At 74.0% G+C, this 12,960-nt stretch carries 10 protein-coding genes; 8 read left to right on the plus strand and 2 right to left on the minus strand.

What is annotated here, in order from left to right:
- Positions 1–311: 311 nt before the first annotated feature.
- From IE264_RS19120 to IE264_RS19150, 7 genes are all read left to right on the plus strand, one after another.
- Positions 312–1,154 (plus strand): alpha/beta fold hydrolase, encoded by an 843-nt coding sequence (locus IE264_RS19120; RefSeq protein ID WP_032753956.1) that lies wholly within the window; start codon positions 312–314, stop codon positions 1,152–1,154.
- Between the two features lie 133 nt (positions 1,155–1,287).
- Positions 1,288–2,127 carry a hypothetical protein gene (locus tag IE264_RS19125; RefSeq protein ID WP_078657337.1) on the plus strand — a complete coding sequence of 280 codons (840 nt, stop codon included), beginning with the start codon at positions 1,288–1,290 and terminating at the stop codon, positions 2,125–2,127.
- Between the two features lie 9 nt (positions 2,128–2,136).
- Positions 2,137–4,428 (plus strand): bifunctional serine/threonine-protein kinase/ABC transporter substrate-binding protein, encoded by a 2,292-nt coding sequence (locus IE264_RS19130; RefSeq protein ID WP_032753628.1) that lies wholly within the window; start codon positions 2,137–2,139, stop codon positions 4,426–4,428.
- Position 4,429: 1 nt separating this feature from the next.
- Positions 4,430–6,610: a bifunctional serine/threonine-protein kinase/ABC transporter substrate-binding protein gene (locus IE264_RS19135; RefSeq protein ID WP_032753630.1), complete on the plus strand. Its 2,181-nt coding sequence runs from the start codon at positions 4,430–4,432 to the stop codon at positions 6,608–6,610.
- A gap of 423 nt (positions 6,611–7,033) precedes the next feature.
- Positions 7,034–8,062, plus strand: coding sequence for an L-threonine 3-dehydrogenase (gene tdh, locus IE264_RS19140; protein WP_031127117.1), 1,029 nt, complete (start codon positions 7,034–7,036; stop codon positions 8,060–8,062).
- Between the two features lie 62 nt (positions 8,063–8,124).
- Positions 8,125–9,324, plus strand: a complete 1,200-nt coding sequence (locus IE264_RS19145; RefSeq protein ID WP_032753632.1) for a glycine C-acetyltransferase — start codon at positions 8,125–8,127, stop codon at positions 9,322–9,324.
- 43 nt (positions 9,325–9,367) lie between these two features.
- Positions 9,368–10,291 carry a LysR family transcriptional regulator gene (locus tag IE264_RS19150; protein WP_015612213.1) on the plus strand — a complete coding sequence of 308 codons (924 nt, stop codon included), beginning with the start codon at positions 9,368–9,370 and terminating at the stop codon, positions 10,289–10,291.
- A gap of 128 nt (positions 10,292–10,419) precedes the next feature.
- Here IE264_RS19150 and IE264_RS19155 read toward each other — a convergent pair whose 3' ends face one another.
- Positions 10,420–11,673 (minus strand): low temperature requirement protein A, encoded by a 1,254-nt coding sequence (locus IE264_RS19155; protein WP_032753634.1) that lies wholly within the window; start codon positions 11,671–11,673, stop codon positions 10,420–10,422.
- A gap of 61 nt (positions 11,674–11,734) precedes the next feature.
- A complete protein-coding gene (locus tag IE264_RS19160) occupies positions 11,735–12,127 on the minus strand; it encodes a VOC family protein (protein ID WP_030562306.1) in 393 nt (130 codons plus the stop codon).
- 77 nt (positions 12,128–12,204) lie between these two features.
- Here IE264_RS19160 and IE264_RS19165 point away from each other — a divergent pair, with 77 nt between their 5' ends.
- Positions 12,205–12,852, plus strand: a complete 648-nt coding sequence (locus IE264_RS19165) for a nucleoside/nucleotide kinase family protein (RefSeq protein ID WP_190167670.1) — start codon at positions 12,205–12,207, stop codon at positions 12,850–12,852.
- Positions 12,853–12,960: the final 108 nt, after the last annotated feature.

Here is a 12,960-nt window from a genome sequence, read left to right on the forward strand (position 1 = left end):
CGGTGGGTGGGGCCACCCGGCGCCCGGGGGTGAACGTTCGGCTCGTGCGGGTCGAGCGGGTCGAGCGGCTCGTGCGGGAGTGCAGGTCGAGCAGGTCGAGAGGGTGTGCGACTTCGTGCGTCCTCGTGCGAGTTCGTTGGACCTCGTGCGACCTCGTGCGACCGAAACAGTAGGAGGCTTCTGCTGACGCCGTCCATACTTCGTCACCACTGTGTTCAAAGTTCGCAGGCAATCGTGCAAAGAGCCGAAGGCTGGGGGAGCTGAGAGTTTCTGTCGGTATGTCAGCCATGTGCTCGTACTACGTTGACGGCATGAATGAAGTGAGGCTCTCCGCCGGTGTGATCGCGTACGAGGACAGTGGCGGCGACGGACCGGTCGTGGTCCTCCTCCACGGCGTCGCCATGGACGGAACGCTCTGGCGCCACGTCGTCGCCGGGCTCGGGAACGGGGTGCGGTGCATCGTGCCGACCCTGCCGCTCGGCGGGCACCGCAGGCCGATGGAGCCCGACGCGGACCTGACGGTGCTCGGTGTCGCCCGGCTGGTCGCGGAGTTCCTGGAGGCGCTCGGGCTGGACGACGTGACCCTGGTGATGAACGACTGGGGCGGCGCCCAGGCCCTGGTCGCCGACGGGCGGGCCGACCGGATCGGCAGGCTCGTCATCACGTCCTGCGAGGCGTTCGACAACTACCCGCCCGGACTCCCCGGCCGCAACCTGGCCACCCTCGCCAAGCTGCCCGCAGGGCTGGAACTCGCCTTCTCCCTGCTCCGGCTGAAGCCCGCACGCCGGCTGCCCATGACCTGGGGGTGGATGAGCAAGCGACCCGTCCCGGATGCCGTGATGGACGGCTGGTTCCGGTCGCTGTGGGCCTCCAAGGAGATCCGCCGCGACCTGCGGACGTATGTGCTCGGAGTGCCGGGCAGGTCCGAACTTCTGCGTTGGGCTGAGGAGTTGCGCACCTTCGACCGCCCGGCGCTCGTCATCTGGGCCACCGAGGACCGGGTCATGCCCCTCGACCACGGGCGGCGGCTCGCCGAACTCCTCCCGCAGGGGCGGCTGGTGGAGGTCGCCGACAGTTACACGCTCCTTCCGGAGGACCGGCCGGACGCCCTCGTCGAACACATCACCGCGTTCCTGGCGGAGACCACCGCCTGACCGCTGAAGTCACGTGTGTGCGGGCCCCGTTACACATGTTCCGATGGCGCAACAGTCCCCGGCCGGCGCCGCTGCGGGGACGGCGGGCGAACCTATGATCGGCACGGTGTCGAGGGAGAGCGGGGGAAGTGCCGTGGGCTGTCAAGGGCCGTTAGGTGAACGCTGGTTCGGTGGACGGGGGAGGTGCGCCGCGCTGGTCCTCGTGATCGTGCCGGTGCTGCTCGCCGGATGCTCGGGAGACGGTGGCGACAGCCCCGGTACGGAGAACCGGAAGGCTCCGGCCGGCGGCGGCCGGAGCACGGGTGCCGCCACCGGGGCCGGCACCCCGGCTCTGCCCGAACCCGACCCCGCCCGTCTTCCCCGGACCCGGGCCGCCGCGCTCGACCTCATCGGCCGGGTCATCGCCGGGCCCGACAGCTTCGGCCCCGGAGTGGTGAAGCGGAGCCCGTACGAGAGTGGGGCGGTCACCTGGCCCGTGCTCGGCCCGGACTGCGTCTGGACCCAGCAGAAGCCCGCCGACACCGTCCTGGCCACCCGCACCCGGTCCTTCGAGGTGCCCGCGGCCCAGGGCAAGGGGCCCGTCCGGCTCGCCGCCGTCGTCACCGTCCACCGCAGCCGCGAGGACGCGGAGTGGGAGATGGCGGAGTCCATCGAGGAGACCATGCGCTGCCCCACGCAACAGCTCACCGCCGACGAGCAGATCGGGGGCATGGTCGCGGCCGCACTGCTCGGGGGAGAGGACACCCAGCGCAACTCCGAGGACGCGCTGACCGAGGTCGGGGAGTACCGGTCCACCGAGCTCGGCGGGCCGCACCACTACTCCTGGCAGCAGGCGCAGACGTACCAGGTCACCGTCGCCGTGACCGGCAAGGGAGCCGAGGGACGGACCGAGGAAGAGATCGACGCCCTCGTCACCCAGGCGCAGGCCACCATGCTGGTCCGGCTGGAATCCGCCGTCGAGAAGCAGAGCTGAGGCCGGGCGATGGACGCACTACGACCGGGCGACCCCGCACGCATCGGCGGCCACCGGCTCCTGGGCCGCCTCGGAGCGGGCGGCATGGGTGTCGTCTACCTCGGGCGCACCGAGGCCGGAGCGCTCGCCGCCATCAAGGTGATCCTCCCCGAGCACGCCGGGGACGAGGACTTCCGGACCCGCTTCCGCCGCGAGACCGAGGCCGCCCGGCAGGTGGACAGCCCCTGGGCCGTCCCGGTCACCGGCGCCGACACCGAGTCCGAAACCCCCTGGCTGGCAACGGAGTTCGTGCCGGGCCCGACACTCTCCGAGGTCGTCGCCCGCTGCGGTCCGCTGCCCACCCGCAGCGTCCACGTCCTCGGCCGGCTGCTCTCCCGCGCCCTGACCGCCGTACACGGGGCGGGACTTGTCCACCGGGACGTCAAGCCGGGCAATGTCCTCCTGACGGCGGACGGCCCCCGGCTCATCGACTTCGGGATCGCGCGCGCCGCCGAGGCGACCGCGCTGACCGCCACCGGTCTCGTCGTCGGCACCCCCGGCTTCCTCCCGCCCGAGCAGGCGACCGGGGCCGGGGCCGGGGCGGGCGCCGGACCGGAGGGGGACGTCTTCTCGCTCGGCTGTCTCCTGGCGTACGCGGCCACCGGCCGGCCGCCCTTCGGCAGCGGGGCCGTCGACGCCCTGCTCTACCGCACGGTCCACGACGAACCCGACCTCGCCGGGGTCGACGACCCCGCACTCCGCGCCCTGCTCGGGGAGTGCCTGGCCAAGGATCCGGCCGCCCGTCCGGCCGCCGCCGACCTGGACACCAGGATCGCGGAGGACGTGCCGGGCGACGGTGGGAGCGCCGACTGGCTGCCCGAGGACGTCGCCCGGATGATCGCGGAACGGTCTGCGGCGATGCTGGCCCTGCCCGACATCGAAGCCACCGTGAACACGTCGGCCACCACCCCGGCCCCCGCCCCCGCCCGGCGACGGTTCCTCACGCTCGCGGCAGGCGGTGCGGTGGCCCTCGGGGCGGGCACCTTCGCCGCCGTACGGCTGATCGGTGACGAACCCGACGGCCGGAGCGGTGCCTCTCCGGCCGGGCGGCGCTGGGTCATCGGCGTACACGCCGATCTCACGGGCGCCCAGAAGGCGGCCGGGCGGGCGCAGGAGCGTGGGGTGCGGCTGGCCGTCGACCGGTTCAACTCCCGTACGGATAAGCCCTTCACGCTCGCGGTGAAGGTGCTCGACGACGGGGGAGACCCGGCACGTTCCGTCCGGGTCGCCGAGGAGTTCGCCCGCGACCGGGACGTCCTCGCGGTCATCGGCCCGACCGGCGACGCGGCCACCGGGGCCGCGCTGCCCGCGTACGACGAAGCGGTGCTGCCCCTGCTGACGGTGTCGTCGTTGCAGATCTCCTATCCGGCCCGCGTCAACGCCGCCTTCTTCCAGGCCTCTCCGTCCTACGCGGCCCTCTCCATGCCCATCGTCAACCGGCTCCTCCTGCGCCCCGATGTGGAGCGGCTCGGTGTCCTGATCGACCGGTCCGGCGGGCAGGCCGCGTACCAGGCGGGATACGCGACCAACCTGATGACCCCGAGCCTCACCACCGGGACCACCCACCCGCGCGTGGTCCCGGCCGGGACCTCCGACCTCGGGCCGGTGATCGAGGACCTGCTCGGCCACCGCAGCGACGCGCTCTTCTACGCGGGGGACGCGGCGGGTGGAGCGCGGGCCGCCCGCGCTCTGGCCGCGACGCCGTTCAAGGGGCCGAGCATGGCGCAACACACCGTCATGCGGGCGGAGTTCCTGGAGCGGGCGGGGGAGGCCGCCGAGGGGTGGGAGTTCATCGCCCCCTTCACGGACGCGGGCGGCGTGTCCGGTGAACCCGGCGTGCCCGGTGCGGCCGGCTTCGTGACCGCACACCGGAAACGCTTCGGTGCCGCCCCCGCCGCCTGGTCCGCCGAGGCGTACGACGTCACCGGGCTCGTCGCCCAGGAGGTGGCCGCCCTGGTGGGCTCCGCCACGAAGGGCGGCGCGGGCCCCACCGGTTCACCGACCGCCACACCCTCCGGGGGCACGTCCTCCGGAAGCACGCCCTCCGGGGACACACCATCCGCGGGCACGCCCTCCGCGGACGGCCGCCCCGGCCGCGCCGCACTCGTCGCCGCCATCGCCGCCTCCCGGTACGAGGGCATCTCCCGGACCTACGTCTTCGACGAGGAGCGGCAGCAACTGGTGGGCCAGGAAGCCCATCTCTACCGGGCGGAGGGCGGCCGCTACCGCTACCTCGGCCCGGCCCCGAAACCGAAGAGCTGACGTGCACCCCCTCACCTCCCAGGACCCGCGTGCCGTCGGCCCGTACCGCACGCTGGCCCGGCTCGGCGCGGGCGGCATGGGCGTGGTCTACCTGGCGCGCTCGGCCGGCGGGACGCTCGCCGCCGTGAAGGTCATCCGCGCCGACCATGCCGCCGACCCCGGCTTCCGGGCCCGGTTCCGCCGGGAGGCGGAGGCCGCCGGGCGGATCACCGGGCCGTGGGTGGTGCCGGTGCTCGGGGCGGACACGGAGGCGCGCGAACCGTGGCTGGCGACGGCCTTCGTCCCCGGGCCGTCCCTGGGCGAGGTCGTCGGCGCCCGGGGCGCGCTGCCCGCCGCGACCGTACGGGCGCTCGGGGCGCGGCTCGCGGCGGCCCTGGTCACGGTGCACGGGGGCGGGCTGATCCACCGCGACCTGAAGCCCGGCAACGTTCTGCTCGCACTGGACGGGCCCCGGCTCATCGACTTCGGGATCGCCCGGCACGCGGGTGCGACCGCCCTCACCGCGACCGACGCCGTGATCGGGACCCCCGGCTACCTCGCGCCCGAACAGGCGTCGGCCGGACCGGTCGGACCGGCGTGCGACGTCTTCTCGCTGGGCTGCGTCCTGGTGTACGCGGCCACGGGGCGGCGCCCGTTCGGCGAGGGCGGCCCGGCGGGCGTCCTGTTCCGGACGGTCCACGAGGAACCGGAGCTGGACGGCGTACCGCACGCCTTGCTGCCCCTGGTCACGGCCTGTCTGGCGAAGGCCCCGGAGGACCGGCCGACGGCGGTGGAGGTGGCGGACGCGCTGGCGGGAGGCAGTGGGGGAGAGGACCCGCGCGAGGCGTTGGCCCTGGTCACCGCACCCGCCCCCTGGTCGCTCCCCGGCCTCCCCGCCCTGATCGCCGAACGCTCGGCCGCCGCCCTCGCGCTGCCCGACCCCGACCCCCTCCTCCCCGCCACCGCCGTACCCGACGGAGGCCCGCCCTCCGGCCGCGACCTCACCCGCCGAAGGCTCCTCACCGCCGGGGCGGCCGGGGCCGTCCTCGTGGCGGGCGGCTCCACGGCGGCCTGGATCGCCACGCGGCGGCGGAACGGGAGCGCCGGACCGCAGGGGCAGCCGGGCGAGCCGCCCACCCGCACCATCGGCGTACACGCCGACCTCACCGGCCCCGGCCGCGCCACCGGACTGGCCCACCTGCGCGGCGCCCAGCTCGCCGTCGCCGACCACAACTCCCGTACCGGCAAAGCCTTCCGCCTCGCCCTGCGCACCGAGGACGACGCGGGGGAACCGGCGCGGGCCCTGCGTTCGGCCGACCGGCTGGTGGCGGACCCCGACGTCATCGCGGTCCTCGGCCCGACCGGTGACGTGCTGCCCGAGGACGTCGTCCTGCGGTACGGAAAGGCGCGGCTCGCCACGGTCGTCGTCGCGGCGGGCTCCACCACCGCGGGTTCCGGCGCGAGCCTCCCGATCTGCGTGACCCGGCCCTACGACGGCAGCCTCGCCCCCGGCCTCGTCAGCTACCTGGTCCACACCCGTCCCGCCGAGCGCATCCTCCTCGTGTCGGACGCGGCGGACTCCGACCGGAGCTGGAAGATCGGCTCCGACTTCCGTGACGCCGCCCTCACCGGCGCCACCCTCACCGAACACCTCCTCCCCGAGGGCGCGTCGGGGTTCCGCCCGGCGGCCCGCCGGGCCACCGCCATCAGGGCCGACGCCGTCATCCACGCGGGCCGCTCGGCATCCCGCGCCGCCCGCCTGGCCGGCGCGCTCGCGGCCGAAGGCTTCACCGGCACCCGGGTCGGCGCCGGACCCGCCCTCGGGCCCGCCTTCCTCAAGGGCGCCGGGAAGGCCGCCGACGGCTGGGTCTTCGCCGAGGCGTACGCCGACCCGGCCGCGCTCCCGACGGCCGCCGGGTTCACCGCCGCCCACCGCCGCCGCTTCGGCGCACCGCCCGCCACCTGGGCCGCCGAGGCGTACGACGCCGTCGGCCTGATCGCCCGGGCCGCGGCGGCGACGAGTGCCGCGGGCGCGGAGCGCGACGGGCTGGCGCAGCGGCTGTTCAGGACCGAGCACCGGGGGATCGTCCGCACCCTGGCGTTCCACGCCCCGACCCGCCAGGTCCGGTACGAGAACGGGATCTTCCTCTACCGGATAGAGAAGGGCCGCCCCCGCTTCCTGGGCCCGTACGGCGAGGTCTGACCACGAGCGGTCTGTGACCTCCCGGCCACGGTCGGAGCACACCGGCGTGTGACCTCCCGGGGACGGGTGAACCACACCGCGCTGTGACCTCCCGGCCACGGGTGGAGCACACCGGGCTGTGACCTCACGGCCACGGCTGAAGCGCACCGGTCTGTGAACCCACGGCCAGGTGTGAAGCACACCTGCGACCGCGCTTAAGAAATCCTCGATGGACCCGGGCCCCCGTCGTACGGCAGCCTTCTCCGTGACGGCCGGGGACGGTGCGTGGAGCCGCACGGGCGTGTTCCGGCCCGTCCCGCCGTATCCCCGCCCCCACCATGGGGGTGACCCCGAAAAGACCACCCCGGGCCGCAGGGTTCCTCCGACATGCCCCGAGGCCCGGGGTATCCACCACCCGCGTACCACGTGCAGGGAGCCGCAGCCGTGAAGGCACTCGTCAAGCAGAAGGCCGAACCGGGACTGTGGCTGATGGACGTGCCGGAGCCGGAGTACGGCCCCGGGGACGTCCTGATCAAGGTCCTGCGTACCGGGATCTGCGGCACCGACCTGCACATCCGCGCCTACGACGGCTGGGCCCAGCAGGCGGTCACCACCCCGCTGATCCTCGGCCACGAGTTCGTCGGCGAGGTCGCGGCCCTCGGCTCCGGCGTCGCGGACATCGCGGTCGGTGACCTGGTCAGCGGCGAGGGCCACCTGGTCTGCGGCAAGTGCCGCAACTGTCTCGCCGGCCGCCGCCACCTCTGCCGCTCCACCGTCGGCCTCGGCGTCGGCCGGGACGGGGCGTTCGCGGAGTACGTGGTCCTGCCCGCCTCCAACGTGTGGGTGCACCGGGTCCCCGTCGACCTCGACATCGCGGCGATCTTCGACCCGTTCGGCAACGCCGTGCACACCGCGCTCTCCTTCCCGCTGGTCGGCGAGGACGTCCTGATCACCGGCGCGGGCCCCATCGGCATCATGGCCGCCGCCGTCGCCAAGCACGCCGGCGCCCGCAACGTCGTCATCACCGACGTCAGCGAGGCCCGCCTCGCCCTCGCCCGCAAGGTCGGCGTCAGCCTCGCCCTCAATGTCGCGGACCGGACCATCGCGGACGGGCAGCGGGAGCTGGGCCTGCGCGAGGGCTTCGACATCGGCCTGGAGATGTCCGGCCGCCCCGAGGCGATGCGCGACATGGTCGCGAACATGACGCACGGCGGCCGGATCGCGATGCTCGGCCTGCCCGCCGAGGAGTTCGCCGTCGACTGGTCCCGGATCGTCACCTCGATGATCACCATCAAGGGGATCTACGGCCGCGAGATGTACGAGACCTGGTACGCCATGTCCGTCCTGCTGGAGGGCGGCCTCGACCTCGCCCCCGTGATCACCGGCCGGTACGGCTTCCGTGACTTCGAAGCGGCCTTCGACGACGCGGCGAGCGGCCTCGGCGGCAAGGTCATCCTCGACTGGACCGCCTGACCCGCCGAACCTCTTTTCGCATTTCTCGAACCTCTTCTCGCATCCCTTTTAAGGAATCCAGCATGTTCGAATCCGTACGCGACGATCTGCGGACCACCCTCGACGAGATCCGCGCCGCCGGGCTGCACAAGCCCGAGCGCGTGATCGGCACCCCGCAGTCCGCGACCGTGGCCGTCACCTCCGGCGGCCGCGCCGGTGAGGTCCTCAACTTCTGCGCCAACAACTACCTGGGCCTCGCCGACCACCCCGAGGTCGTCGCCGCCGCCCACGAGGCGCTGGACCGCTGGGGCTACGGCCTCGCCTCGGTCCGCTTCATCTGCGGAACCCAGGAGGTCCACAAGGAGCTGGAGCAGCGCCTTTCGGCCTTCCTCGGCCAGGAGGACACGATCCTCTACTCCTCCTGCTTCGACGCCAACGGCGGAGTCTTCGAGACGATCCTCGGCCCCGAGGACGCGGTCATCTCCGACGCCCTCAACCACGCCTCGATCATCGACGGCATCCGGCTCTGCAAGGCCCAGCGCTTCCGCTACGCCAACCGCGACCTGGCCGACCTGGAGAAGCAGCTCAAGGAGGCGTCCGGCGCCCGCCGCCGTCTGATCGTCACCGACGGCGTCTTCTCCATGGACGGGTACGTGGCCCCGCTCCAGGAGATCTGCGACCTGGCCGACCGCTACGACGCCATGGTCATGGTCGACGACTCGCACGCCGTCGGCTTCGTCGGCCCCGGCGGCCGCGGCACGCCCGAGCTGCACGGCGTGATGGACCGGGTCGACATCATCACCGGCACCCTCGGCAAGGCGCTCGGCGGCGCCTCCGGCGGCTATGTCGCGGCCCGCGCCGAGATCGTCGCCCTGCTGCGCCAGCGCTCGCGCCCGTACCTCTTCTCCAACTCCCTCGCCCCGGTCATCGCCGCCACCTCCCTCAAGGTCATCGACCTGCTGGAGTCCGCCGGCGACCTGCGCGACCAGCTCAACGCCAACACCGCGCTCTTCCGCACCCGGATGACCGAGGAGGGCTTCGAGATCCTGCCCGGCGACCACGCGATCGCCCCCGTGATGATCGGGGACGCGGCGCAGGCGGCCCGGCTGGCGGAGCTGCTCCTGGAGCGCGGTGTGTACGTGATCGGGTTCTCGTACCCCGTCGTCCCGCAGGGCGCCGCGCGCATCCGCGTTCAGCTCTCCGCCGCCCACTCCACCGCCGACGTCAACCGCGCCGTGGACGCCTTCGTCGACGCCCGGGCGGCCCTCGACGCGGAGGCGTGACCACCGGGTCGGGGCCCCGGCCGCGACCTGGGACAATGGGCACATGATCGATGCGCGGCGGCTGCGAATCCTCCGTGCGGTGGCCGACCACCGCACCGTGACCGCGGCCGCCGCCGCGTTGTACCTGACGCCCTCCGCCGTCTCCCAGCAGCTCGCCGCCCTGGAGCAGGAGACCGGCCACCGCCTCGTCGAACGCAGTGCGCGCGGCGCCCGGCTCACCGCCGCCGGGGAGATCCTCCTCAGCCATGCCAACGTGGTCCTGGCCCAGCTGGAGCGGGCGGAGGCGGAGCTCGCCGACTACAGCGCGGGTGTCGCCGGTACGGTCACGGTCGCCGCGTTCGCCACCGGCATCGGCCTCGTCCTCGCCCCCGCCCTCACCGAGCTGGCCCGCACCGCGCCCGGCATCCGGGTCAAGGTGCAGGACGCGGAGGGCGACGCGAGCGTGCCGATGGTGCTGGACCGGCAGGTCGATGTGGCGGTGGCGGTGGAGTACCGGGGCGCGCCCGCCGAGGACGACCGGCGCCTCACCCGGGTCCCGCTCTACTCGGAGCCGTTCGACGCGGTGCTCCCGGTGGGCCACCGCCTCGCCGGCCAGGACCAGGTGGCGGTCGCCGACCTCGCCAAGGACCCGTGGATCGGGCCGTACCCGGGGAACCCCTGCCATGAGGTGGTGGTCCTGGCCTGCGAGTTCGCCGGTTTCGAACCCCGCCTGGAGCACTCGTCGGACGACTTCCGGGCGGTGGTGGCGCTGGCCGGGGCGGACGCGGGGGTGGCGCTGGTGCCGCGGTCGGCCCTGCGCGGGATGGAGCTGACTGGGGTGGTCGTCCGCCCGGTGGAGGGCAGCGCCCCCACCCGCCGCGTCTTCGCGGCCGTACGCCAGGGGGCCGAGGGTCATCCGCTGATCCGGCCGGTGCTGGACGCGATGGAGGCGGTGGCGGTGCGGGAGGCGGGGCTGGCGCGGGCGTGAGCACTGCTCACGGTCGCGAGCACCGCTCCCGCTCCTGAGCACCGCCCCCGCTCCTGAGCACCGCCCCCGCCCCTGAGCGCCGCTCCCGCTCCTGAGCGCCGCCCCCGCCCCTGAGCAGCGCTCTCCGCTCAGCCGATCCGGGCCGTACGGCGGCTCCGGATCCTGCCGCCCCACCACCGCCCGGACGGGGACATCCCCGCCCGCCCCGGGTCGTAGAGGATCTGCCAGCCCACCAGCGCCACCAGGATCCCGATCGTCGCCCACGCGGGCAGCCGTACGCCCAGCGGAGCCAGCGCCACGGCCACCGCCACGCACGGCAGCCCCCAGCCCAGCACCCACACCCGGTCGGCCCGCTCCGCGAGCGGCAGCGCCGCGACCACGCCCGCCGCGAAATACCCCGCCATCGCCCCGCACAGCAGCCAGTGCTGCCCCTTCGGCAGTACGTCGTCGAAGTGGGCGACCGCCGAGCCCAGGGCGGTCGCCAGCGCGACCAGGAATCCGGTCGTCACGGCGTGCAGCAGCATCGCGAGACGGGGAGCGAGCGCGTCCTTGCGCAGGTGGGGGATGCCGTTGGTGCCGTACAGCAGGCTCAGGGTGCAGATCCCGGCCAGCAGCCCGAACGCCCCGAGCCCGGTGGCGGCCAGCGGCAGGTCCCAGTCGTCGCGTTCGGAGGCGGCGTCGATGATCTGGATGACGCCCTCGCCCAGCACGATGATCACGTACAGCCCGAGCCGTTCGCCCATGTGCGCGGTGTCGACGCGCGACTCGCTGAGCCGGGGCGGCGAGGGCGCGGTGGCGTGCGGTGGTCCCGGCGGCGGCCGGTCACTGCGGCGTGCGGCCATCCCCTCGGCCATCCGCCGCAGGGTGCGGTCGCGGGTGGAGACGAGCAGGGTGACGATGTCGACCGCGATGCCCAGCGCCCAGAGCCAGTAGCGCCACGGAGGCTCCACGAAGAGGGAGACCAGCCAGGGCAGCGACCCCGCGCCGAACTGCGCCAGCGGCCAGTCGACGATGACGCTGCCCCGCTGCCAGACCCGCCCCGCCTGCCAGCGCAGCGCGACATAGGCGACGACGAAGGTGACGGCGTGGTGGGTGAGGACCGCGTGGACGGAGGCCGCCATCACGGCCATGCCGAGCATCGCGACCAGCAGGGTACGGACGCGGGTCGCGGCGGCGGCGATGTCCCCGTAGACGGCGAATCCGGCCCAGGCGGTCCAGAAGGCGAGGTAGAGCACCCCGTACAGGGCGATGTCCGCCGGCTGCGGGCCCTCGTGCAGCAGATGGGCCAGCTGCCCCGCCCCGGCGACGACCACCAGGTCGAAGAACAGCTCGTTCCACCCGGCGTGCCGCTCGGCCGGGGCGGCGCTCTCCGTGGACTCCATGGCCCCATGGTCGGCGGAGGGCGCCCGGACGCGCCTCGACTGTGGGCCGAATGGCGACGGGTCAGTCCGTCGGCTGGAGCAGGTCCCAGCGGTTGCCGTACAGGTCCTCGAAGACCGCGACCGAGCCGTACGTCTCGTGCCGGGGCTCCTCCAGGAAGCGCACACCGGCCGCGCTCATCCGGGCATGGTCGCCCGCGAAGTCCTCCGTGTGCAGGAAGAAGCCGACCCGCCCGCCGGTCTGCGCCCCCACGCTCGCCTCCTGCGCCCCGTCCTTCGCGCGGGCCAGCAGCAGCCCCGTACCGGACGCCGCCCCGCGCGGGCGCACCACCACCCAGCGGGATCCGTCGCCCCGGTCGGTGTCCTCCACCAGCTCGAAGCCGAGCGCGTCACGGTAGAAGGCGACGGCCTCGTCGTAGTCGCGGACGACCAGGGTGACCAGGGCGATGTGGGACATGGGCCTCTCCAGAGGATCGAAACGTGGTTATACGTAACACTAACGCTTCCCGTCCCCGCCCCCGCACAATGCCCCGCATGGACTTCCTGGACCTCACGACCCCCGGCGGCCTCGCCGACGCGACGGACCGGGCCCGCCGGCTGGCGGAGACCGGAGAGCGGCGCGTCCTCGGGATCGCCGGGCCGCCCGGGGCCGGGAAGTCCACCCTGGCGGAGAGGGTGACCGAGGCTCTGGAGGGGCGCGCCGTCCTCGTCCCCATGGACGGCTTCCACCTCGCCGGCGCCGAGCTGGAGGGCCTCGGCCGGGCCGACCGGAAGGGTGCCCCCGACACCTTCGACGCGCCGGGGTACGCGGCGCTCCTGCGGCGCCTGCGCGACCCCGACCCCGACCACCCGGTGTACGCCCCCGCCTTCGACCGCGCCCTTGAGGAGCCGGTCGCCGGAGCCCTGGCCGTCATCCCGGACGTCCCGCTCGTCATCACCGAGGGCAACTACCTGCTGCTCGACGAGGGGCCATGGGCGCCGGTGCGCGGGCTGCTGGACGAGGTGTGGTTCCTGGAGCTCGATCCGGAGGTCCGGGTGCGGCGGCTCGTCGAGCGCCATGTGCGGTACGGGAAGCCTCCGGCGGTGGCGCGGGCGTGGGTGGAGCGGTCCGACGAGGCGAACGCCCGGCTGGTGGAGCGCGGCCGGGACCTGGCCGACGTGGTGGTGCGGCTGCCGTCGTGACCGGGCGGGCGTGGTGGTGCGGCTGCCGTTGTGACCGGGCTGCCTCGCCCGGCTTCCCGGCAGCCCACTCCCGTACGCCCCCGAACCTGTTCGCGTACGCCCCGCCCG

The sequence above is a fragment of the Streptomyces microflavus genome (genome assembly GCF_014650075.1).
Classification (GTDB): domain Bacteria; phylum Actinomycetota; class Actinomycetes; order Streptomycetales; family Streptomycetaceae; genus Streptomyces; species Streptomyces microflavus.